The sequence below is a fragment of the Glutamicibacter sp. genome, from assembly GCF_032154645.1.
Taxonomy (GTDB): domain Bacteria; phylum Actinomycetota; class Actinomycetes; order Actinomycetales; family Micrococcaceae; genus Glutamicibacter.
In genome coordinates this window covers 1-22725 of the sequence record NZ_JALDXV010000008.1, presented here as the reverse complement: position 1 = coordinate 22725, position 22725 = coordinate 1, and the positions used below count along the sequence as shown (strand labels likewise).

Below are 22725 nucleotides of genomic sequence, written 5' to 3'. Positions count from 1 at the left end.
GAGACAGCTGAAGGATTGTGGACGCAGCATGCAGTACTACCTCAACGGGTTCACCGGCGGTGACCCGCTAAACCAAGCAAGTGGCAAGATCTCTCCCAGCATCCCCGAGCTTGTCGACGTACTTGTCGTTGGAGCTGGTCCGGCCGGAGCCGTTCTCACCGCACAATTGGCGCAGTTCAAGCACCTGAGCACATGCGTCGTGGAGAAGAACGAGCAGCCCTTAGTCATGGGTCATGCCGACGGGGTGGCTTGCCGAACCGTTGAAATGTTCAATGCTTTCGGGCTGGCAGATCGGCTAATTCGCGAGGGATACAGCGTCAATGAAACGGTATTCTGGGGCCCGGATCCACAGGATCAGAACAGCATCACTCGGACAAGCCGGGTCAAGGACGTGGCCGAAGGACTCAGCGAGTACCCCCACCTGATTGTGAATCAGGCAAGGCTGCAGAACTTCCTTTTTGAAAAAGCCGCCCAAAGCGTCAACCCAACAGCTCCGCAGTACGGGATCGAACTTCTGAATCTCGTTGACACCGGTCATGGTTCTCATCCGTTGACAGCGCACCTGCGGCAGGTTGAGACAGGTCAGGAATTTACAATCAGCGCTAAATACGTTGTGGGCACCGATGGAGCGCGCTCGCAGGTGCGCAAGTCGATGGGAATCCGCCTCGCGGGCGACACGCGAAATCATGCATGGGGCGTGATGGATATGCTCGTCACTACTAGTTTTCCCGATATTCGTTTCAAAGCCGCAATTCAGTCAGCTGACGGCGGGAACATCCTCTTGATTCCACGCGAAGGCGGCTATATGGTCCGCCTCTATGTCGACCTTGGTGATTTGGACCCGAGCGACCGGAATGCCCGACAGCGGTTTACTGCACAAGAGATTATTGAGAAAGCCCGCAAGATTCTCAGCCCTTATACGTTGGACGTTAAAGAGATCGTCTGGTGGTCAGTCTACGAAGTAGGTCAGCGCTTGGCCGGACGCTTCGACAATGCAGGTCCTACCGACCTGCGGGAGGAACCTAATATTTTCATTGCCGGGGACGCCTGCCATACCCACTCTGCCAAGGCTGGACAGGGCATGAACGTGTCCATGCAGGATGCCTTCAATCTCGGGTGGAAATTGAGCGCAGTCCTGCAAGGGCACAGCCCCGCATCGTTGCTTCGCACGTACTCCGAAGAACGACAAAGGATTGCTCAGGAACTGATCGATTTCGATATTCAATGGTCCGCGACCATGTCTGCTTCCCCTAAGGATCCGAAGCATCCAGAAGCAGGTGGCTTGGACGCTGCAGAGATCCAGGAACGGTTTGTCCAAGGCGGCCGCTTTACCGCAGGTTTCGGGACTCGATACGCTCCTTCCACCTTAATTGGGGCTAGCGAATATCAGCATCTGGCCACTGGCTTCGCCGTCGGCGAGCGCTTCTATTCGGCAACCGTAACACGCATCGCCGATGCCCTTCAGGTCGGGTTAGGGCACACAGCCGAAGCTGACGGCCGGTGGCGGATCTATGCCTTTGCCGATCAAAGCACCGAAAAGTTCCAACGCTTGATGGAATACCTAGAATTCGATCCCGCATCCCCGATCCGACAATTTACTGGTCCTGGACAGGATATCGACTCGGTTTTCGACGTTCGCGGAGTACTTCAAGGCGCACACACAGCGGTTCCTGTGACAGCGCTGCCGTCGCTATTGCGCCCGAGTAAAGGCATCTACGGACTGACTGACTACGAGAAGGCATTCGCGTCTGCCCTCAAGGACTGTGGACGGGAGATCTTTGAGGAGCGCGGTGTAGACCGGGAGCAAGGCGTCATGGTTGTAGTCCGCCCAGACCAGTACATCGCCCAAGTTCTTCCACTGGACGCTACCGAAATGCTCCCAGCGTTCTTCGAGCCAATCATGAAGTCCAGCAACGCCAGCCTCGCAAGATAAAGGCTAACTTCGGCTGCACAGCCCACCACCAGGCGTCATCGTCAGGTGGTGGGCTGTTCGCCGCGACCAGACAGACAGACAGAACATCCTCCCCTGCTAGAACGGACTGCGTTGCTTTATCGCAGGCACATCACTGTACTAGATCCGACTATTGCTCATGCCCACGCGCTGCCAAGCCCCGGATGCCTTGTTGACTTGAATCCTCAGCTTGAGAAGTCGACCAAGGAAACTGAACGGTTGGAGTTCACCTTGGCTGTGTACCTCCTTCACCAATGCAAGTTCGATCTACAGAAACCTGTCGATACCCTCAGATTCTGGTGGCCGGTCTTTCAGCAAAGCATCCACCGCTCGTTTTCCTCCGCACAATTCACAACGAAACCTGACTGAGCTTGAGACGGAATGAGCTCTAGGCACTTCCCTACGCCGAGCAAATCAGGCATGTTTCGGTGGCCACCTAGCGACTGAAAGAGGCGTACGGCACACTGCCGCACGCCTCTTTGTTATTCAGGTTGTGCGCTGGGTTCGGGTATTGTCCTGCTGCATTCCGACGGAAGCTCACGCCACCGTTAATTTGGCAGCCGCCATCAGGCAATTTATGAATGGCTCAAATGTCCGCCGACAGTTTGACCTATCGGATCCCTAGGCCGTTTTGGATTTGGTGAGAACTGCCGTTACCAGCAGCAGAGCCGCCGAGCATCCTGCGCCCAGGGCGAAGAGTAAGAAATTGGAGCTTTCCCCGAACCCTGACTGCAGCATCAGCCCTGCTGCCTGTGGCGCTAGAACTGCGCCGATACGGCCGACGCCGGTGGTCCAACCAAGGGCAGTGCCGCGTAGGTAGTGGGGGTAGTAATTGGCCACCGCGGCGATAATCAGGGCGGCTGTACCGTGGGTGCCAATTCCAGCCAATACCAACATTGCGTAGACCACCCCGACGGGCGGATGGGTGATGATGACGCCGAGGCCAACGCCTGCCAGAGCGGCTGCCACTGCGCCCGTGAGAGCCGGGCCAAATTTGTCGCCTGCCCAGGCAGTAATGACGGATCCTGCCACGGCGCCGAGGTTCAGCACCAGCCCGAACACCAAAGCCGAACCTAGGTCGTAGTTCAGCCCAGTCATGAGTTTAGGAAGCCAGGTAGCCAGTCCGTACCACGCGAACAGTGTGGCGAGATTTGCGATGGCAAAAACCATTGAGGCTACGACGTACTTGCGTTGTAGCAATGCCCCAAATCCCTGTGCGCCGAAACCTGCCTTGGTGTGCGTAGTCGCGGGCATGGTCTCGGGCAGTGTGGCCCAGGCTATTGGCAGCACGATGACCAAGGCAGCTCCACCAATCACGAACATTGGCTGCCAACCGTAATTGGGGACGATCCCCATTCCCAGCAGCGACGCTATGGATCCGCCGACTGGAACGCCTGACATCATGAGCGTCGCAATGCCTGAGCGCCAGCGTTCGGGAACTAGCTCGGCCACCATTGCATTGACCGAAGGCACAAGGCCTCCTAGACCGATGCCTGCTAATAGGCGCAGTCCTCCGAACACCATCGCATTGGGAGCAAAAGCGCAGAGCACCGTGAGGACCGAGAAGAGTGCGGCGCAACTGAGTATTGTCTTTCGACGGCCTAAGGTATCCGATAACCGACCTGCTAGCAGCGCCCCGATCAGCATTCCGAGGAAGGCCAGAGAGCCGATAGTCCCGAGCGTCGCGTCGTTGAGCCCCCAGCCTTCGTTGAGCAAGGCCTTTTGCACTGTGCCGTAAACGATCAGGTCATAACCGTCGAAGACAACCAACAACCAACATGCTAGGACCGCAAAGAACGCGGTCTTTGAAGAAACTTTTGCGGCCAATGGCTTCGCGTGGATGGAGGTGCTCATAGGCAATAGTTTGAGCCGTGTCACTTTTGGCGGCCTAATTGATTCTGCTCTCCAGAAATCTCTCACCACCTTGGCGGAAATGGGTAAGGCGGCTGCCCATCCGAGCTACTCTTGACCCCATCTGTCTCTGCGCGAAGGATTGAAAGGCGCGGCACTGCAGATGAGGATAGGAAAATAACGCGTACCACTGCTGTAGGATCGGCACGTCTTGACCGCCGACTGATGCAGCCTCATGGCACCTGTTAAACGATCGCGTCGAGTGACCCGCAATGCAGAGGGTTCGGCGTAAACTGGCACCCAAATTCATGCGTTCATATTATGGACGTAAAGGGCAGCTTTCCCCATCATCTGAGCAATCAACAATGAATCCAGTGACAGCTATTGATTGCTTACCTGCGACTACGTAGGTTTGAAGGTAATCAGAACTGCAATCCACATAGTGGACGCATGGAGGAATCGATGTCAACGAAGTATCGTGAGGACGCCGCGGCGGAGCTCGCTGCAGTCGTCAAGGATGGCATGACCATCGCCGTCGGAGGGTTCGGTCTTTCTGGCAACCCCAACCGGCTGATTGCAGCACTGCGCGACAGCGGTGCAAAAGATCTCACCGTCGTCTCAAACAACATGGGCGTTGACGGCAAGGGACTGGGCATCCTCATCGAAAACAAGCAGGTGTCAAAGGTCATCGCCTCTTATGTGGGCGAGAACAAACTCTTTGCCCAACAGTTCCTCAGCGGAGAACTAGAGGTTGAGTTCTGCCCACAGGGCACCCTGGCCGAACGTCTTCGCGCGGGCGGCGTCGGCGTTCCCGCCTTCTTTACCCCCACCGGTGTCGGCACCCCGGTGGCCGAGGGCAAGGAAGTCATGGAGTTCAACGGCAGGCCGGCGATCCTTGAACGCGGCATCTTTGCAGATATCGCCCTCGTGCGTGCATATCAGGCGGATGCCGAAGGCAACCTCCGCTACCGAATGACCTCCAAGAATTTCAACCCGCTGGCGGCGATGTCCGGGCGTCACACCTTCGCTGAGGCCGAGCACATTCTCGATGATTACATGGATCCTTCCCTGGTGGAGACACCCGGTATCTTCGTACAGACCCTCGTACAGGCAGATGAAACGAAGTACATCGAACAGCGCACCGTACGAACCAAGCAGGAAGGCTAGCGATGTGGACCCGCGATGAAATGGCTGCCATTGCAGCCAGCGAATTGGTCGACGGCCAGTATGTAAACCTCGGCATCGGCATCCCCACCATGGTGGCCAACAACCTACCCGAGGGCGTCTCGGTTAAGCTGCAAAGCGAAAACGGACTCCTGGGCATGGGCCCCTTTCCCTATGAGGGGGAAGAAGACGCCGATCTGATTAATGCAGGCAAGCAGACGGTGACGGTGCTGCCCGGAGGCAGCTTCTTCGACTCCGCCACCAGCTTCGGTATGATCCGCGGCGGCCACGTGCAGACGGCAATCCTCGGGGCGCTGCAGGTGGCGTCTAACGGAGATCTGGCCAACTGGACCATCCCCGGCAAACTCGTCAAGGGCATGGGTGGTGCCATGGACCTGGTGGCAGGCACCCCGCGCGTCATCGTACTGACCGACCATGTGGCCAAGGACGGCACCAGTAAGATCGTGGAACAATGCGACCTGCCGTTGACCGGAGTCGGCGTCGTGGACCGCATCATCACCGACCGTGCGGTCTTCGACATTGAAGACGGCAGGCTCATCCTGCGGGCAGTGGCCCCGGGAGAAACCGTTGAGAGCATTCAGCAAATCACCGCGGCGGGCTTCGCCGTGGACATTCAGGAGGATCAGGCAGTATGACCGCCAAAATCGTGGGCTATGCCCGCACCCCGTTCATGAAGTTCAACGGGGCATTCGCCGCGGTGCCGGGCACCGAACTCGGCGCCCATGCAGCCAAGGCGGCCCTTTCCCGTGCGGGAGTCGACGCCAGCGAGGTCCAGCAGGTCATCGCCGGCCAGGTACTGCAGGGCGGCGCGGGACAGAACCCCGCCCGTCAGTCAGCGGTGGGGGCAGGCATCCCGCTCAGCGTCCCATCCATTGCAGTCAACGCGGTATGCCTTTCTGGCGCCGAGGCAGTGGTCGCGGCCGCCCGGCTGATCAACTCCGGCGAGGCAGACGTGGTGCTAGCGATCGGCCAGGAGTCGATGTCGCTGGCGCCGCATGTGCAGCGCGCCCGCGCGGGCACCAAGTACGGCGCCATCGAAATGATCGACACCCTTGAGTACGACGGCCTGACCGACGCCGCCGAGAAACGATCAATGGGCGCCTCCACCGAGGAACACAACGCCGTTTTGAAGCTGACCCGCGAAGCACAGGACGAGGTCTCGGCCGCCTCGCACCAGCGTGCCGCAGCCGCCCGTGACTTCCTAGCCGGGGAGATCGATCCCTTCACCATCAGCACCCGCAAGGGCGACACTGTGTACTGGGAAGATGACGGCGTCCGCGCTTCGACTACAGTCGAGTCGCTGGGCGGGCTGCGTCCGGCCTTCGCCAAGGACGGAACCATCACCGCGGGTAACTCTTCGCAGATCACCGACGGCGCTGCCGCGGTAGTGCTTGCCAGCGATGCAGCCATCGAGCGTCTGGGCCTGACACCCATGGCGGAGGTCGTCGCCCACGCCTTCGTCGCTGGCCCTGACCGCACCCTGCACGAGCAGCCTTCCAACGCCATCAAGGCAGCGCTGGCCAAGGCCGGAGCCAGCGCCGACGAGCTGAAGGTTGTTGAAATCAATGAGGCCTTCGCCGCCGTATCTGTGCAGTCGACCATCGCGCTGGGACTAGATCCAGCCATCGTGAACCCGCACGGCGGAGCGATCGCGCTGGGCCACCCGATTGGTGCTTCCGGCGCCCGCATCATCGGCTGCCTTGCCCGCGAGCTGCAGGAGATCGGCCCGGGTTCGCTGGGCGCCGTAGGCATCTGCGGCGGCGGAGGGCAGGGCACCGCGGTGGTGCTGCGCTCGCTGTAACAGCCACCTAATAAGTAACTGAGGCTGCCGTTCGTTATGGACCGGCAGCCTCAGCTGCTTGTTCTCGGCACGATGGTTAGTGCCAAAGCGGTTCGCGGGCTACATGGTTGGCCAGCAGCACTGAGTCCAGTTCAAATACCTGCGCATTGGCAACGTTTGCGGGAGCGCTCCCCGTCAGGGCCTTGAGCACGCTACGGATCAGTTCACCGTGGCTGACCACCAAGACCCGCTGCCGAGGATGCTGAGCTGAAATCTTGAACAGTGCGTTGACCGCACGCTCCACCAGATGATCCTCGTTTTCACCTTGGTTCATCAACAGCTCTCGCTCTTCGGTCGACACAGCCTTCACCAGCTTGCCCTCGGAGTCTCCAAACTCGCGTTCCATCAGTTCAGGGTTTTCCTGCACCTTGGGCAGACTCAAGGACTTGGCGATGATCTGTGCTGTCTGCAGCGCCCGGAACAGCGGCGACGAGTACGCGGCGTCCAGCGTCCCACCAGTACTCAGCTCCATGGCCAAAAGGTGCGCCTGCTGGATCCCTGCATCATTCAACGGCAGGTCGCTTCGTCCGTGGAGCCTGCCGGCCCTGTTCCATTCGGTTTCTCCGTGACGGACGAGGATAATTTTTGAGGCGTTCATTTTCCTTCTTCTTTCTTTCCACAGCGCCGCTGGGATCTCCGCGGCTTTCGCTATTCGACGGTCCCGAGGTGGTCAGCGCCGTCGAAGGGATAAATACGTATCTGCCAGCGAGCTGTTGGCTGCGACGAAGCTACTGGATGCCGGTACCGAAACCACCGAATCGGTGGAGACCTTGATGACCGAGAACCATGCATCCTGCTGGTCTAGTATCTGGGTCGGATTCAACGGGTTCATGTTGAAGGCCGTCGAAGGTGCCATAAAGACCGGCGTCGATGACAAGTGGCTCGCTCCCAGTTGGTGGTAGTGGCCGCATAATATTGCCCGGACATCACGATGAGTGATGACGGCATTCAGCTCGTCAATATTGCGCAATCCCCTGCCCGCCAGCACCGGAGAAAACGATTCAAGCGGCGGGTGGTGCAAGAGTAACAGCGTTCCTCGCGGGGCCGGGCCGCTGAGTAGCCGACGCAGCCACAACAGCTGATCTTGATCCAGCTCTCCCTGGGCCTGCTGAAATCCTCCGCTGTCCAGGCCGATGATGCGCAGTCCTTTAATTTCGTGGACGGTATTTGCCGGGCGTGGACCGGTGGAAATTCGGGTCGTATTGAACTGGCTTCCGATGGATCCAACCGGATCGTGATTGCCAGGAATGGTGATGATCGGTGTTCCCAGCCGATGCTGCGCCTCTCGAAGCAGCCGAGCTGCGTCCCTATGGATCCTGTCCCCACGATCGGCAATATCGCCGGTGATCACTACCGCATCGGGTGAGTATTCTTCTGCGGCGCACAATGCCTGCGCAAGTTTGGACCACGGGTCGATGCCCGGGGACAGCAGTCTGTTTCCAGAGCTCAGGTGGGTATCGCTGAGATGGACCAGCCGCAGTTCACCATTCAACTTGCTCCCCCTTCCACTGCTGTTCGTTGGATCTATTGCAGTGCATGCTCTTGGCCGCGAGGTAAACAGTGCACCGATAACGCATGAAGATCCCATCAACAGCGAAAATTCGGTTTCCGAACAATCGCTCCTTGATATATGTCTTTTGGCGTATGTGAACGGCAAGTAGGCCGCAAAACGACTAATCTTAAGAGAGGCAGTATTGAATCCACCAAGGAGCAACATCCATGACCGGCAGCAAAGTCGTCGCTTTTGGCCACTTCCAGCCAGAGCGCATCGTGCCAAACACCGAGCTGGAAAAGCTCGTTGAAACCAGCGATGAATGGATCGTGCGACGCGTAGGCATTCAGGAACGCCGCTGGGGTACAGGTGTTGAAACCGTTGATTCCATGGCCATCAAGGCTGCCAAGATGGCACTGGGGAACGCAGAAGGCATCGACGCAGGCGACATCGACATGGTTATCGTCGCCACCTGCACCGCCACCGACCGTTCGCCAAACATGGCAGCCCGCGTGGCCAATGCTCTGGACATGGAGCAGGGTCCTGCCACCATCGACGTGAACACCGCTTGCTCGGGATTCGCCCACTCGCTGGCACTTGCTCAGGGTGCCATCGCCTCCGGCAGCGCCACCAAGGCGCTGGTCATCGGTTCCGAAATGCTTACCGATTACACCGACTTCACCGACCGCACCACCTGCGTGCTGACCGCTGACGGTGCCGGCGCAATGATCGTCACCGCCTCGGAAGAAGACGGCATCTCCCCCGTGGTATGGGGCTCGGTGCCCTCCCTGTCCGACGCGGTGCGCATCGAAGAAGAGAACAACAACAAGTTCGCGCAGAGCGGCCAGAGCGTTTACCGCTGGACCGTCACCCAGCTGCCAAAGATCGCTTCGAAGATCATCGAACGCGCGGGCCTGCAGCCAGAAGAGATCGACGGGATCATCCTGCACCAGGCAAACCTTCGCATCATCGAGCCGCTGGCTGAAAAGATCGGTGCACCGAACGCCCGCGTCGCCACCGACGTGGTCTACTCGGGCAACACCTCGGCAGCCTCGGTGCCGCTGGCGCTGTCCAAGATGATGGCCTCCGACGAGCCGTTGCCTTCCGGCTCCAAGGCATTGCTGTTCGCCTTCGGCGGCGGCCTGTCCTACGCAGGTCAGATCATCACCATTCCGTAGTCATTCAGACACAGCGTTGGAGCCTGCCGTTCACATGACGGTGGGCTCCTTTGCTTTAATATTCTTGAATTTCGGCCACATGAGGCCCTTGCCGTGGCAGGCTGAGGCTATGAACACACACCCAGATCAGAATTCATCATCAGATCGCAGCAAGGGCCGGGCAGGACGACAGACCGCCGGGCTCTGCCTGGGTGCGCTGTTTGCACTCAGCCTCAGCGCCTGTGGCTCCTCCGATCCAAGCTCCAATGCCTCCGCATCCGCCCCTCAAAGCCCCAGTTCCGCCTCGGCATCCTCAACGGCGACGGCTTCGTCCTCCGCCGATGCCAGCCCTGCCTCATTCAAGGCCGCCGCGGAAAAGGCCTTGAGCAGCGTCGAGGGCTCGAAAGGCGCCTCCTCCATCGATAAGGACCGCGGCGGATACGAGGTGGATATCCAACTGGCCGATGGAAGCGGCGTTGACGTCTTTGTAGCCGCCGACGGAACTGCCACACAGGAGACCGACGGCCCTGATGACCGTTCAAATGATCCACTACTCGACCTTGACCAGTTGGAGGAAATTTTCCAGGCCGCACAGGGCACGCCTGAAGGCAAGGGCGGAACCGTAGATTCGGTGTCCACCAGCGATTCCACCAACGCCGCCTACGAAGTCAATCTAACTTCTTCCAGCGGCGATGACACCGAGATCAAGCTGACCCGAGAGCTGAAGGTTCTCGGCACCGACACCGATGAACATGACGATGGCGTCAATTCCACCAGCCCGAGCCAGTCGGCGTCTGCACTCGCCAACGACGCGCAGACCCTGGGCAAGGTCGCCCAGGCCGCCATCGCAGCCGCCGACGCCCAGGGCGTTGACTCCATCGAGATTGAGCGCAAGGGGTACGACGTTGAGGTGCAGCTGCAGGACGGGCGCAGCACCGACGTTCACGTCGACGGCGCCATCAAGGCAACGGTGACTGGACAGACCCCCGAAAAAGATGACGATGCCGACGCGCTCCTAGACCCCGCGAAATTTGACGGCATCATCAAGGCGTCACAGGATGCGGTTGCTGCTGCAGGCGGCGGCAAGGGAAGCTTGGCCTCGATCTCAACCACCAACGACGGCAATGCCTATTATGAGATCTCCATCGATCTTGAGAACGGCAAGGATGCCGAAGTTCAACTGGATAAGAATCTGCAGGTCTTGAATACCGACATCGACCAAGACTGAGAATGAACCGGCGCCTTGAAGCCTGCCCCGCACCTACCGCGGGGCTGTCTTCCTCTGGTCAGTCCTCATCAAGCTGAAGGTGTCTCCCGGCGCTCAATACCTCATCGAGTAGTTCGAAGGCATGAACTTCGCTCTTGGTTTCAGGAATACTCGAAAATTCATCAGAAGCTTGGCTTTTGATCGCCGGGTTCATTTACACCGGCCGAATTTCACCGTCGGCGTCCCCCGCCTGCAGTGATTCGTCCAGGCGATTTTGAAGTGCTGGAACCTGCTCAAACAGCTCTTGCACATCGAGGTCCGGGTTCTCCTGTTGGGTTTCCACCAGCTCGATCGCTTCTTCCTCGGTCGCCACAGACGGCAGGGAACCGGGCAGCGGGCGCCGCGCAGATTCCTTCAGGAAGCACACCGCCACAACACCGCAGGCCGAGGTTCCCATCACCCAGAAGGCAGGGGCCAGAGAAATATGGGTGATCGTGACCAACGCTTGCATGATGAACGGTGCGAATCCGCCGAAGACTGCCACAGCCAGATTGTAGGAGATTCCCATGCCTCCGTAACGCGACGAGGTGGGGAACAGGGCAGGCAGCGAAGAGGCAAGATTGGCAACGTAGAAAGTCACCGGGAATGCCAGTAATGCCAGGCCCGTCAGCGTAGACCAGATCTGTCCGTGCATCATGAAAAGGAACGCCGGAATTACCAGGACGATTGCCGAAATCGAACCAATGAACAAAACTACACGACGGCCCACCTTGTCGGAAAGGTGGCCTGTCAGCGGGATGCACAAGGACATCACCACGAGAATCGGCAAGGTCAGCAGGTTTCCGTGGACCGGGTCGTAGTGCAGTGTTTCCGTGAGGTAGGTCGGCATGTAGCTGGTCAGAGCGTAGCCCGCCGTGTTGGCTGCGGATACCAGAACGAATGCTGTCAGAAGTTCCCGCCAATAACTGCGGACCAGATCGATGACGCCCTTGGGTGCATCCGCCGAGTTCCGCGCGTCCTCGCCGGCTTTCTGCGCCGCTTCCTGGGCTTCCTTGAACGCTGGAGTGTCCTCGATGCGGGACCGGAACCACAGTGCGATGGCACCCAGGGGCAGGGCCACCAGGAATGGAATACGCCAAGCAAAACCTTCCATGGCTTCGTTGCTCAAGGTCAGCTGCAGAATCGAAACAAATGCCGCGCCAATGGCGAACCCCATGTAGGAGCCCAGATCCAAGAGGCTCGCATAGAACCCGCGCCGCTTGTCCGGGGCATATTCCGTCACAAAGGTCGTAGCTCCCGCGTATTCGCCTCCCGTGGAGAATCCCTGAATGAGCTTAAGCACCACCAGGAGAATCGGGGCCGCTGCGCCCCATACCGAATAGTCGGGAAGGATGCCGATGCCAAAGGTCGATGCGGCCATCATCAGCAGCGTGAACACCAGGACCTTCTGGCGCCCCATTCGGTCGCCGAGCTGACCCAAGATGATTCCGCCCAGCGGCCTGGCCACAAAGGTGACAGCAAAGACGCCGAGGCTGAATAGTGTTTGAATCGCCGGGTCAACGGAATCTGGCATGAACAACTTGCCGATGATCACCGCCAAATAGCCGTAGACACCTACGTCATACCATTCCATGAGATTGCCGACGACGGTGCCGCCGATGGCCTTTTTGAGCATGGCATCATTGACGACGTTGACGTCTTCGACTTCAAGACGCTGCTTCTTGGAGTTCTTTTTGCGCGGTTTCTTTGCCGACATACTTAAGATCCTCGGATCGTTCCGGATATACGACGCTGGAGTTTATCCTCGCCAACGTTGGGCTCGCTCGGCCTTTCAGGCAACTTACATGTTCCGCAGGAGCTGGATCTTCCCGGCAGAACCGCTCATTTCCGCAGGAATATGCCAATGACGTGGGCACTTAAAGCAAGAAAAAACACGACTTGACGTAGGGCAGGTCACACTGCCACACTCATTAGCGTGAACCTGTCAGACAGCTGGACACCCGGACAGCAGCGTATTGAGCGTCGCTCCGCTGCGGAGGCCGTTTTCCACGCCCTCCGCACCGCCATTGAGAACCAAGAAATCCCCATCGGCACCAAGCTGGGCTCCGAGGCGACGCTCGCCGCCGACTACGGCGTGAGCCGCTCGGTGATCCGCGAAGCGCTGCGCTCCTGCGCGGCCCTGGGCCTGACCCGCACCGAAACCGGGCGGGGCACCTTCGTCATCTCCCACCAGCCGACCCAGGAACTGGTGCTGGGCAGCTTCTCCTCGGAGGACCTGCACGAAGCCCGCCCGCACATCGAGATTCCCGCCGCAACGCTGGCGGCGTCGCGGCGCAGCGAGGAAGACCTCGAACGTCTCAGCGGGCTGATCGAACAGATGGAGCACGAGGACGATCCCGCCGCCTGGGTGGACCTGGACACCGCATTCCATGCGGCGGTGGCGCTGGCCAGCAAGAACTCGGTATTCAACAAGGTCGTCTCCGACATCCGCGAGGCAATGGCCCGCCAGTCGGAAACCGTCAACCTGGTCGCCGGCCGTCGCACCCCGTCCAATGAGGAACACCGGGCCATCTACCAGGCCATCGCCGACCAGAACTCTCAGGCCGCGACAGCGGCCATGACCGCCCACCTCTCGGCGGTTCAAGATGCAGTGTCCACCATCGTCAGGAGCTCTTAGTGAAGCAGAATCCCCCACAGCCGCTGCCGCAGCACGTCCCCCTGGTCGCCGCCACCCGTGGCGACGCCATCGAATCCATTCACTACGGCTCGGCGGTCGTGCTGGGCGCCGACGGCAAGATTCTGCGCAGCCTTGGCGATGCCCAGGCGGCGTTCTACCCGCGCTCGGCGCTGAAGCCGCTCTTCGCCGTGGGCATGCTCCGCGCCGGTCTTGAACTGGACGACGAGCAGCTGGCACTGGCGTCGGCAAGCCACTCCGGCGCCCAGCGCCACCAGGACGTTGCACTGACCACGTTGGCGGCGGCCGGGCTCAGCGCTGCGGACCTGGGCAACTCCACCGATCTTCCCTACGGCGTCGCCGAGCGTGCAGCCTATCTTGCCGCCGGCGGCACCCCGACCCAGCTGGCGCAAAACTGTTCCGGCAAGCATGCCGCACTGGTGGCGCTGAGCAAACTCAAGGGTTGGAACACCGCCGACTACCTGCATGATGAGAACCTGCTGCAGCTGCTGCAGGAAACCGTCGAGGAGTTGTGCGGCGAGAAGATCAGCGGCGTGAGCACCGACGGCTGCGGCACCCCCGTCTACCGGTTGACCCTTGCCGGACTGGCCCGCGGCTTCGCCCGACTGGCCGCCGCCCCCGCTGGTACGCCGGAAGCACGCGTCGCAGCGGCGATGGCCGCCTACCCGGAACTGGTCGCCGGCGAGGGCCGCGACGTCACGGAGCTGATGCGTGCAGTTCCCGGATCGGTCGCCAAGGACGGCTTTGAGGGCATTCAAGCAGTGGCACTGTCCGACGGCACCGCACTGGCGGTGAAGATCGCCGATGGCGGGGACCGCGCCCGCATGCCGATCACCGCAGCCCTGCTCTCCGAGCACGTGGCGGTTCCCGAAGAGCTGCTGTCCTCCCCCGCGCTGGGCGGCGGACAGCCCGTGGGCACACTTGCCGCACTTTAAGTTTTTATCCAACAACATTTCAGGAGAAGAATCCGAATGGGACAGCTCACCGCAACTCGCGTAGAGCATGATTTGGTCGGAGATCTGGAGATTCCAGTCGAGGCTTACTGGGGCGTGCATACCCTGCGCGCCAAGCAGAACTTCGACATCACCGGAACCCAGTTGTCGAGCAACCCGCACCTGATCCGTGCACTGGCGCACGTGAAGCAGGCTGCGGCCCGGGCCAACCGCGAACTCGGCCTGCTCAGCGTAGAGCGCGCCGAAGCCATCGATGCAGCCTGCGAGCGCATCGCCGCCGGCGAGCTGCACGACCAGTTCATCATCGACCCGATCCAGGGCGGTGCCGGCACCAGCACCAACATGAACGCGAACGAGGTCATCGCGAACCTGGCGCTGGAAATCATGGGCCATGCCAAGGGCGAGTACAAGTACCTGCACCCGAACGACCATGTCAACCTGTCGCAGTCAACCAACGATGCGTACCCGACCGCCGTGAACGTGGCCACCCACTTCGCCACCCAGCCGCTGCTGGATGCGATGAAGGTGCTGCAGGACTCCTGCCTGGCCAAGGCCGCCGAGTTCCGCACCGTGGTCAAGATGGGCCGCACCCAGCTGCAGGATGCGGTGCCGATGACCGTGGGCCAGGAATTCGGCGGCTGGGCCGTCACCCTGGGCGAAGACCGCGCCCGCCTGGAAGAGTCGCTGTCGCTGGTCACCGAGATCAACCTGGGTGCCACCGCCATCGGCACCGGGCTGAACGCGCCGGCCGGCTATGCCGAGGCTGCCTGCCGCCACCTGCGCGAGTTGACCGGCCTGCCGCTGACCACCAGCCCAGATTTGATCGAGGCGACGTCCGACGTGGGCGCGTTCGTGCACCTCTCGGGCGTGCTCAAGCGCGTGGCGCTGAAGATCTCCAAGATCTGCAATGATTTGCGCCTGCTCTCCTCCGGGCCGCGCGCCGGCCTGAACGACATCCAGCTGCCAGCCGTGCAGTCGGGATCCTCGATCATGCCTGGCAAGGTCAACCCGGTGATCCCGGAGGTCGTCAACCAGATTGCCTACCAGGTGGTCGGCCACGATCTGACAGTGACCATGGCGGCCGAGGGCGGACAGCTGCAGCTGAACGCCTTCGAACCTGTCATCGCCCACTCAATCAGCCTCTCACTCAAGCACCTGACCAATGGCTGCCTGACCCTGGCTACCCGCTGCATCGACGGCATCACCGTCGATGAGGCTGCGCTGCGCCGCGAGGTGGAGAACTCCATCGGCCTGGTCACCGCGCTGAACCCACGCCTGGGCTATTCAGCATCCACTCAGATCGCCCTCGAGGCCCTGCACACCGGTCGCGGTGTGGCAGAGCTAGTTCTGGAGCGCGGTCTGCTTTCAGCCGAGGATCTGAACGAGCTGCTCTCCCCAGAGCGCCTGGCAAACCTCTCCGACTAAAAGGAAATTTATGGAGAATACCACTACCGAAGCGGCGCTCACCGCCGGCGACTCGGATTACCACAAGGGCCTGTCCTCGAGGCAGATGCAGATGATCGCCATTGGCGGCGCCATCGGCACGGGCCTGTTCATGGGCGCCGGCGGACGACTGGCCCAGGCCGGTCCCGGCATCGTCATCAGCTACGCGGTCTGCGGCTTCTTTGCCTTCCTGATCCTGCGTGCGCTGGGCGAACTGGTCATGCACCGTCCTTCCACCGGTTCCTTCGTGTCCTATGCACGCGAGTTCTACGGTGAGAAGGCGGCCTTCGCCACCGGTTGGCTGTACTGGCTGAACTGGGTCATGACCGCCATCGTGGACATCACCGCGGTGGCCCTGTACATGGCGTTCTTCGGCAAATACGTGGCCTGGATCGGTGCGGTGCCGCAGTGGCTGTGGGCCTTGCTCGCCCTGGCCCTGGTGCTGACGATGAACCTGATTTCGGTCAAGGTGTTCGGCGAGATGGAATTCTGGTTCGCGCTGATCAAGGTTGTCGCGCTGGTCGCATTCCTTGTCATCGGCTGCTACTTCGTGTTCCGCGGCACCCCGATCGACGGACATGATGTGGGGCTCTCGCTGATCGCCGAGAACGGCGGCCTGCTGCCCAACGGCCTACTGCCGGTGCTGGTGCTGATGCAGGGTGTGGTGTTCTCCTACGCTTCCATCGAGCTCATCGGCACCGCCGCCGGCGAGGCCGAGAATCCCGAAAAGGTCATGCCGAAGGCCATCAATACGGTCATCATCCGCATCGCGCTGTTCTACATCGGCTCGCTGGTGCTGCTCTCGCTGCTGCTCCCGTACACCGCATACTCGGCCAACGAATCACCGTTCGTGACCTTCTTCGGATCCATCGGCATCCAGGGCATGGACGTGGTGATGAACCTGGTGGTCCTCACCGCTGCGCTGTCCTCGCTGAACGCTGGCCTGTACTCCACCGGCCGCATCATGCGTTCGATGTCGCTGAACGGTTCGGCGCCGCGCTTTGCCGGGCGCATGAACAAGGCCGGCGTGCCCTATGGCGGCATCGTGATCACCGCGGTGGTGGCCATCTTCGGCGTCATCCTCAATGCTGTGGTTCCGTCCCAGGCATTTGAGATCGTGCTGAACTTCGCAGCCGTGGGCATCCTGGCCTCGTGGGGCATGATCGTGCTGTGCCAGATGGCCTTGAGGAAGAAGGCCCTCAAGGGCGAGCTGGAACGCCCGAGCTTCCGCATGCCGATGGCACCGGTCTCCGGTTGGGTCACCCTGGCGTTCTTGGTCTCGGTGCTGATCATGATGGCTTTCGACAACCCCGTGGGCACCTGGACCGTCTGCTCGCTGGTAGTCATCATTCCGATGCTCATCGGCGGCTGGTACCTGTGCCGCGGCCGCATCAACGAGCTTGCAGCCGCCCGCAAGAACGCCGAAGAACAGAGCGATCTGGTCTAGCTTTTTCGGGATCCTAAAGATTGAGCCGACGGCTCGGGATCTTCCCGGGCCGTCGGCTTTGTCGTACCGTTCAAGATCTAGTGGGCAGGCTCCATTCAAATCCGGGAATGAGCACCTCCCCGGTGGCAGTCCCCTGCTCCGATAGGCGCCAGCCCATGCGCTTTGCAATATGTGAAATCACCGTACTCTCAGCGATCTGCAGTTCAGGAAGCCGCGAGGCAAGCATCCGTTCGATGTCGCCCACCTCAGCCGCGTTGCGGATCCAAAACATAAACATGAAATTGGATGGTCCGGTAATCGAAGCACACAACCTCAATGCACCGAACTGACGTAAGATCTTTGCTGCCTCGCTGTGCTGATCTGCCGGAAGCCTGGTGTACCAATGGCAGGCCATGGGGTACCCGGCAGGTGCCTGAGCCACGTCGCAGCGGATCGCCAAGGCGCTGCTATCAAGAATGCGCTGCAGTCTGCGTCGTGCAGTCGTCAGCGACAGCCCGGTGGCATCAGCAATTTCCTTTGCGGTTGACCTTCCGTCTTGGGCCAGTATCCGCAGGATGTCGGCGAAGTTTGCCGGCAGCGATGACGAGCCTGATCTTTGATGTTTGGCAAGTGACCGCAGCTGCTGAATTTGAGTTCTGCTCAGCGCTCCGACGGTCCACGCCCTCGCATCTGCATGCAATGCAGTGGAATAAGCAGTTTGATGTTGAAGGATGCCGGGAATTGCGTCGAGCTGCGGAGTCAGGTTCCGATGCACCCAACCGGAAGACGGGGAAAATACCGTCAGCATGAAGTCCTTCTTCCAGGAGCATTCATCTACCGTGGCAATCTCTTCGATGGAGCACAGGGCCTCGGCGACGCGTTGCCGTTCGCTGGGGATGCAGCGAACGTCATGAAAAGTCACGACCATTTCCCGGGGGTCGCCGAGAATATGGGCGGTGATCCAGGCAGCTCCGGTAGAACGCAGTTGTTCCCAGCGGTGAGCGAGGGTTGTCGGGTGTCGTCCTAAGATCCTGCCGGCGTCAACCCAGCTGATGCGTGGTGCGATCTGCAGGGTGTTGATTAACTCCAGTTCTTCCTCGGAAAACTCCTGCACTCGATCAATTTTGGATGAATCTTTAGTTTTTGGAGTCATTAATGGATTTTTCCAGATCTTTTCATCGTGCGAGTGGAATGTGACCCAGAATACTTTACGTAGGTTCACCCGCTCAATACGGAGTACATCATGGCTCAACACCAGCTAAGCAAAACGGCATCAACGTCCGATGCGCCGGCAAGCAAGAAGAGCGACAGCAAGGCCAAGTTGCTCGTTTCGGTCGGCGCCGGAAACGCCGCAGAATGGTTCGACTGGGCTATTTACGCTACCTTTGCCCCGTTCTTTGCAACACAGCTATTTGATGACAGCAATCCTGCTTCTGCGGTTCTTGCAACCCTTGCCGTTTTCGCTGTCGGGTTCCTAGCTCGACCGTTGGGCGGTTTGTTTTTTGGCATGATGGCCGACAGGGTAGGACGCAAAGCGTCCATGACCCTAGCAGTTGCCTTGGCAGCGGCCGGCAGCCTGATGATTGCCATCACTCCGACTTTTGACCGCGTTGGTATTCTCGCTTCCCTCATGCTGCTGGCCGCCCGCCTCATTCAGGGCCTGGCCCACGGTGGCGAGATGCCATCCGCGCAGACTTACATATCCGAGGTCGCACCTCGTGAACGCCGCGGACTGTGGGCGACTTTGATCTACATTTCCGGCACCGTCGGCAATTTATTCGGCATCCTGCTGGGCGCCGTGCTCACCGTGGTTCTTTCCAATGAAGAAATGCTTGCCTGGGGCTGGAGGATTCCCTTCTTCATCGGGGCAGCTTTCGGTCTTTACTCGGTATTTATGCGATTGAGCATGAAGGAAACCGAAGTCTTCGACAAAAACGCGTCCAAGAGCAAGAAACGAGAATCGCTGTGGCCGCAAATTATCAAGCATCGTCGCAAGGCCCTGCAGATCATCGGCCTCACCGTCGGCGGCACCGTCAACTACTACATTTGGGCCATCTCCGCGCCGACTTACGCATCCACCCAGCTGGGCATGGATCGAGGTCACGCCCTTTGGGCAAGCTTCGCCGCGAATATCGTGTTCATCATTGCACTTCCACTGTGGGGAATGCTCTCCGACCGAATCGGACGCAAACCAGTGCTGATCATCAATGCTGCGGGAAGCGCATTGCTGTTCTTCCCCATGAACTGGATCCTGACCGACAATCCAATGAGCCTCTTCATCGCTCAATCGGTCATGATGGTCTTTGTTGCTGCGGCCTCCGCGATTGTTCCTGCCACCTATGCAGAACTCTTTCCCACCGAAATCCGAACGGTTGGCGTGGCTATTCCGTACTCTATTTCCGTAGCCCTCTTCGGCGGCACTGCACCTTACCTCCAGGCATGGCTCGGCAGCGCCGTAGGACCCAACGCGTTCAGCTTCTATGCAGTCATTCTGATGTTGATCACTCTAGTTGTCATCAAGACCATCCCCGAGACCAAGGGTATTGATCTCAGCGGAAACAAAACCAATGAGAGCCAGGAGATTCACTAAAACCATGAACGCCCCAACTACTCATCCAGCCGCGACGAGAACCGGACTCATGCCGGAGGACCTCCGCCCAAAAATTCAGGAACTCTATCGGCAGCTGCACTCGGCCCCGGAGCTGTCCATGCAGGAGCACCAGACCGCAAAATTGATCGAACGAGAACTTGACGCTTTAGGGATCGAGCATTTCCGCTGCGGTGGAACTGGAGTCGTTGGCCTACTAAGCCGCGGTCCCGGCCCCGTGGTGGCATTCCGCGCCGATATCGACGCCCTCCCCTTGGCCGAAGATTCAGCCCTCCCCTACGCCAGCACCGCCCATGCGCTGTTGGATGACGGGACCGAAGTACCTGTGATGCATGGCTGCGGACACGACGTCCATACCGCATCGCTCATTGGAACCGCTGCATTACTGGTGTGTGATACCTCATGGAGCGGAACCGTCATCCTGATCTTCCAGCCGGGAGAAGAAACGGGGCAAGGTGCCCAGGCGATGATCGAAGACAAGCTATGGCAAAAAGTTCCCACCCCACAAGTAATTTTCGCCCAGCATGTAGAGCCTGGTCTCACCAATACCGTATCCCTGCGTCCCGGAGCGACGCTGTCCAGCGGGGACTCCATGCATGTTCTCGTCAAAGGCCGAGGTTCCCACGGTTCGGCACCACACAATTCCATCGACCCGATCGTGCTCGGCGCTCATATGATCGTCCGGTTACAGAGCATCGTCGCCCGCGAGATTGATCCTCGGCAGACGGCAGTCGTGACAGTAGGTAAATTTGCTGGCGGCTTGAAGGACAATATCATCCCCGATTCGGCGGAGTTCACCGTCAATGTGCGGACCCACGATGCCTCGGTGAGGCACAAGGTTTTGTCCTCGATCCGTCGGGTCATTCTCGGAGAGGCACAGATATCCGGGGCCGAGGAACCGGTTATTCGGGTAACCGGCGAATTCCCTCAATGCGTCAATGATCCAGATGCCACCGCGGAACTTCGTGAACAGTTCATCAACGAGCTTGGATTCGAACACGTTCTTGAGGCCGAGCAGGGCATGGCTTCAGAGGATTTCGGACGGCTCCCGGAAGCGATCAACGCACCTTCAGTATTTTGGACATTTGGCGGGTTCGATGAAGTTGGGGAGCACATGCCCCGCAATCACTCTCCGCACTTTGCACCGATATTGGAACCGACCCTCGATACAGGAGTCAGGTTGGCTACTACCGCGATCCTGTCGGTACTCAAGCAACCTAATAATTAGGAGCAATTCAAGCTCAAGCGTGACGATTGTTGGCGGAGCAGACAGGACAGTATGACAAGACCGACAGCCCAAGTCGGCTGCGGATGATTCGAACTCGGCGCCCGCCATCTTACGCGGCCGATGTTTTGATGATCTTATATCCAACTTTCCACATCATCGTTGCATATTGTTGGTGCATCCTCGTCAGCTATTTCAGGGATGAGGATGCACCATTGACGCCTTCGTCATGGCTCTTACATTCTTAGGTCACCAGGTTCAAGGATTCTCCCGGCCTAGCTGAGCTTGTCTATGGCCAGCCAGGTGAACAGCAGGCCCATCATGACGCAGATGGCCCAGCCGGTTGCCGCGGCAAGCCACCATGTCTGCTCAAGTTCCATGCCTTGGCGATCTGGCGGTCCCCGCTCAATGTTCCGCAGCCGTCGATCGGTGATCCAGAGAACCGGAAGGAAAAGACCGAGGGTCAACAACCAGGTGCACAGCTGCACGGCAAGCCACCAGGACCTGGTACCACTGCTGATGATGTTCAGCCCGTACAGGATTCCGCTGCTGATTTGCCATGGGCCGCAAATTACCAGCAGTCCTACCGCCCCGAGAAGCACCGCCGCACCTCGGGCACAACGCTGAACCGCGGATAGCCGTTCCCCGGGTGGAGCAGGAAACTTCTGTGATCCCCAGGCGGGAATCTTCCCGGGCGAAGCACCACGTGTGCCCCAAAAATATCTGCGCAGGCCCCTGAGGCACAACGGCCACAGCACCACCGAAACCATCAGGCTGAGCATCCACGCGAAAATCACCTGAGGTTCCATCGTGATGCCCAGGTCTTCTGCCAGAAATATCAGCCCGATCCACGCTGCAAGCATCAGCGGGACGATGATCACCACGCCGACCAGGGCAATCACGACCCCCTTGAGCTTGCTCCGGCTCCGTGTTCCTTCATAGTCCGCCATTATTGTGCGGGGATGAAGATTTCAACTCGGCGGTTCATCTGGCGGCCGGCCGCTGTGTCGTTGTTTGCAACGGGCCGGTCCTCCCCGAATCCCTCGGCCTCAAGGTCGGAGGTTGAACCCAGGTCCTGCAACAGCTTGACCACGGCATCGGCGCGGTTTTCGGACAGGGTCTGGTTCCATGCCTCATCACGCACGCTGTCGGTATGCCCCTGAACTTTGACCTTGCCGGCATCCACGTCGTTCAACGCGGCAGCCACCGACTCAAGGATCTCTTGCGCGTCTTCACGGATCTCATACTGATCGACATCGAAAAGCACCCCTGATTCCATTGAAATCACGGTGCCGCAGCCCTTCACCGGCTTCAACACGCTCATGGGAGGGAATTTGCCCAGTTCGGCAACCTGATCCAGGGGTTCCATCTCAACACTGTCGCCATTGACAAGGCCCGTGCCGTCGCCGTCATTGACGATGTTGATCCCGTACCCCGAATAGGTTCCCGAGCCATCGCCCGCATTGACAATCGACTGCTGCGGGTCCGAATAGGTGCCCGAGCCATCTCCTGCATTGACGATGGATACGTCGCCCGCCGAATAGGTACCGCCGCCATCGCCGTCGATCACCAGGTTGATCTTTCCGTCGGAGTAGGTCCCGGATCCGTCTCCCGAATTCACTACCGAGACATCGCCAGAGGAGAAGACGCCCGAACCGTCGCCGCCGACCACCACTGAATCGCCGTTGATGT

19 protein-coding genes are annotated in these 22725 nt (G+C 59.6%); 12 read left to right on the top strand and 7 right to left on the bottom strand.

Translation table 11 applies throughout. The features are described from left to right. Window positions 1–28: 28 nt before the first annotated feature. Window positions 29–1933: an FAD-dependent monooxygenase gene (locus RUH64_RS08595; protein WP_313812821.1), complete on the top strand. Its 1905-nt coding sequence runs from the start codon at window positions 29–31 to the stop codon at window positions 1931–1933. A gap of 639 nt (window positions 1934–2572) precedes the next feature. On the opposite strand, the gene RUH64_RS08590 is transcribed toward RUH64_RS08595, so the two are convergent. Further along, on the bottom strand, window positions 2573–3805 hold the full coding sequence (locus tag RUH64_RS08590) for an aromatic acid/H+ symport family MFS transporter (protein ID WP_313812820.1): 1233 nt from the start codon (window positions 3803–3805) through the stop codon (window positions 2573–2575). Between the two features lie 459 nt (window positions 3806–4264). On the opposite strand from RUH64_RS08590, the gene RUH64_RS08585 reads away from it, so the two are divergent. Genes RUH64_RS08585 through RUH64_RS08575 form a run of 3 tightly spaced genes read left to right on the top strand, consistent with a single transcriptional unit; the run spans window position 4265 to window position 6788 of the window. Further along, a complete protein-coding gene (locus RUH64_RS08585) occupies window positions 4265–4969 on the top strand; it encodes a CoA transferase subunit A (protein ID WP_313812819.1) in 705 nt (234 codons plus the stop codon). Between the two features lie 2 nt (window positions 4970–4971). Beyond that, window positions 4972–5622: a CoA transferase subunit B gene (locus RUH64_RS08580; protein WP_313812818.1), complete on the top strand. Its 651-nt coding sequence runs from the start codon at window positions 4972–4974 to the stop codon at window positions 5620–5622. Next, window positions 5619–6788, top strand: coding sequence for an acetyl-CoA C-acyltransferase (locus RUH64_RS08575; RefSeq protein WP_313812817.1), 1170 nt, complete (start codon window positions 5619–5621; stop codon window positions 6786–6788). Before RUH64_RS08580 ends, RUH64_RS08575 begins: the two co-directional genes overlap by 4 nt. A gap of 76 nt (window positions 6789–6864) precedes the next feature. On the opposite strand, the gene RUH64_RS08570 is transcribed toward RUH64_RS08575, so the two are convergent. Next, a complete protein-coding gene (locus RUH64_RS08570; RefSeq protein ID WP_313812816.1) occupies window positions 6865–7425 on the bottom strand; it encodes a histidine phosphatase family protein in 561 nt (186 codons plus the stop codon). A gap of 72 nt (window positions 7426–7497) precedes the next feature. After that, the gene (locus RUH64_RS08565) at window positions 7498–8319 is read right to left on the bottom strand and encodes a metallophosphoesterase (protein ID WP_313812815.1); all 822 of its coding nucleotides are present in this window, start codon (window positions 8317–8319) and stop codon (window positions 7498–7500) included. Between the two features lie 227 nt (window positions 8320–8546). On the opposite strand from RUH64_RS08565, the gene RUH64_RS08560 reads away from it, so the two are divergent. Beyond that, entirely contained in the window at window positions 8547–9497 is a 951-nt protein-coding gene (locus RUH64_RS08560; RefSeq protein WP_313812814.1) for a beta-ketoacyl-ACP synthase III, read from the top strand. Window positions 9498–9606: 109 nt separating this feature from the next. Then, window positions 9607–10704, top strand: a complete 1098-nt coding sequence (locus tag RUH64_RS08555; RefSeq protein WP_313812813.1) for a hypothetical protein — start codon at window positions 9607–9609, stop codon at window positions 10702–10704. A gap of 193 nt (window positions 10705–10897) precedes the next feature. Here RUH64_RS08555 and RUH64_RS08550 read toward each other — a convergent pair whose 3' ends face one another. After that, the gene (locus RUH64_RS08550; RefSeq protein WP_313812812.1) at window positions 10898–12439 is read right to left on the bottom strand and encodes an MFS transporter; all 1542 of its coding nucleotides are present in this window, start codon (window positions 12437–12439) and stop codon (window positions 10898–10900) included. A gap of 219 nt (window positions 12440–12658) precedes the next feature. Here RUH64_RS08550 and RUH64_RS08545 point away from each other — a divergent pair, with 219 nt between their 5' ends. The 4 genes from RUH64_RS08545 to RUH64_RS08530 are packed head-to-tail and all read left to right on the top strand — an operon-like array spanning window position 12659 to window position 17221. Next, complete coding sequence (locus RUH64_RS08545; protein ID WP_313812811.1) at window positions 12659–13360, top strand: FadR/GntR family transcriptional regulator; 702 nt, start codon at window positions 12659–12661, stop codon at window positions 13358–13360. After that, window positions 13360–14313 (top strand): asparaginase, encoded by a 954-nt coding sequence (locus tag RUH64_RS08540; RefSeq protein WP_313812810.1) that lies wholly within the window; start codon window positions 13360–13362, stop codon window positions 14311–14313. The genes RUH64_RS08545 and RUH64_RS08540 overlap by 1 nt, the downstream gene beginning before the upstream one ends. Window positions 14314–14349: 36 nt before the next feature. Next, complete coding sequence (locus RUH64_RS08535; protein ID WP_313812809.1) at window positions 14350–15756, top strand: aspartate ammonia-lyase; 1407 nt, start codon at window positions 14350–14352, stop codon at window positions 15754–15756. A 10-nt stretch (window positions 15757–15766) separates the two neighbouring features. Next, on the top strand, window positions 15767–17221 hold the full coding sequence (locus RUH64_RS08530) for an amino acid permease (protein WP_313812808.1): 1455 nt from the start codon (window positions 15767–15769) through the stop codon (window positions 17219–17221). A 70-nt stretch (window positions 17222–17291) separates the two neighbouring features. Here the strand turns inward: RUH64_RS08530 and RUH64_RS08525 are convergent, their stop codons facing one another. Further along, a complete protein-coding gene (locus tag RUH64_RS08525) occupies window positions 17292–18353 on the bottom strand; it encodes an Lrp/AsnC family transcriptional regulator (protein ID WP_313812807.1) in 1062 nt (353 codons plus the stop codon). A 90-nt stretch (window positions 18354–18443) separates the two neighbouring features. Between RUH64_RS08525 and RUH64_RS08520 the strand changes: the two genes are divergently transcribed. Beyond that, window positions 18444–19790: an MFS transporter gene (locus tag RUH64_RS08520; protein ID WP_313812806.1), complete on the top strand. Its 1347-nt coding sequence runs from the start codon at window positions 18444–18446 to the stop codon at window positions 19788–19790. A gap of 4 nt (window positions 19791–19794) precedes the next feature. After that, entirely contained in the window at window positions 19795–21036 is a 1242-nt protein-coding gene (locus RUH64_RS08515) for an amidohydrolase (RefSeq protein ID WP_313812805.1), read from the top strand. A gap of 272 nt (window positions 21037–21308) precedes the next feature. On the opposite strand, the gene RUH64_RS08510 is transcribed toward RUH64_RS08515, so the two are convergent. Further along, on the bottom strand, window positions 21309–21935 hold the full coding sequence (locus tag RUH64_RS08510; protein ID WP_313812804.1) for a hypothetical protein: 627 nt from the start codon (window positions 21933–21935) through the stop codon (window positions 21309–21311). A 47-nt stretch (window positions 21936–21982) separates the two neighbouring features. Continuing rightward, window positions 21983–22725: OmpA family protein (locus tag RUH64_RS08505; protein WP_313812803.1), on the bottom strand; the 743-nt coding region annotated here is incomplete at its 5' end.